The sequence below is a fragment of the Paenibacillus sp. S150 genome (assembly GCF_019352175.1).
GTDB lineage: Bacteria > Bacillota > Bacilli > Paenibacillales > Paenibacillaceae > Paenibacillus_AQ.
In genome coordinates this window covers 1-714 of the sequence record NZ_JACBYI010000098.1, presented here as the reverse complement: position 1 = coordinate 714, position 714 = coordinate 1, and the positions used below count along the sequence as shown (strand labels likewise).

Genomic DNA, 714 nt, shown 5'->3' with positions numbered 1-714 from the left:
AAACTGTGTTCCCTCCGGGACGGATCCCGAGTAGTGCGGGGCACGTGAAACCCCGTATGAATCCGGCAGGACCATCTGCTAAGGCTAAATACGACCTGGCGACCGATAGTGAAACAGTACCGTGAGGGAAAGGTGAAAAGCACCCCGGAAGGGGAGTGAAATAGAACCTGAAACCGTGTGCTTACAACAAGTCAGAGCCCGATCTAGGGGTGATGGCGTGCCTTTTGTAGAATGAACCGGCGAGTTACGTTTACCATGCAAGGTTAAGGTGAGAAGCCGGAGCCGCAGCGAAAGCGAGTCTGAATAGGGCGATTGAGTATGGGGACGTAGACCCGAAACCGTGTGATCTACCCCTGTCCAGGGTGAAGGTGCGGTAACACGCACTGGAGGCCCGAACCCACGCACGTTGAAAAGTGCGGGGATGAGGTGGGGGTAGCGGAGAAATTCCAATCGAACTCGGAGATAGCTGGTTCTCCCCGAAATAGCTTTAGGGCTAGCCTCGGTGAATGGAGTGGTGGAGGTAGAGCACTGATTGGGTGCGGGGCCCGCAAGGGTTACCAAGCTCAGTCAAACTCCGAATGCCATGAACTTCTTGCCGGGAGTCAGACAGTGAGTGCTAAGATCCATTGTCAAAAGGGAAACAGCCCAGACCATCAGCTAAGGTCCCGAAGTGTGTGTTAAGTGGGAAAGGATGTGGAGTTGCCCAGACAACCA

General features: G+C 54.5%; 1 rRNA gene. It reads left to right on the top strand.

Annotated features, from left to right (window positions below):
- Window positions 1-714 (top strand): 23S ribosomal RNA (locus HYD27_RS31715); the annotation flags it as partial.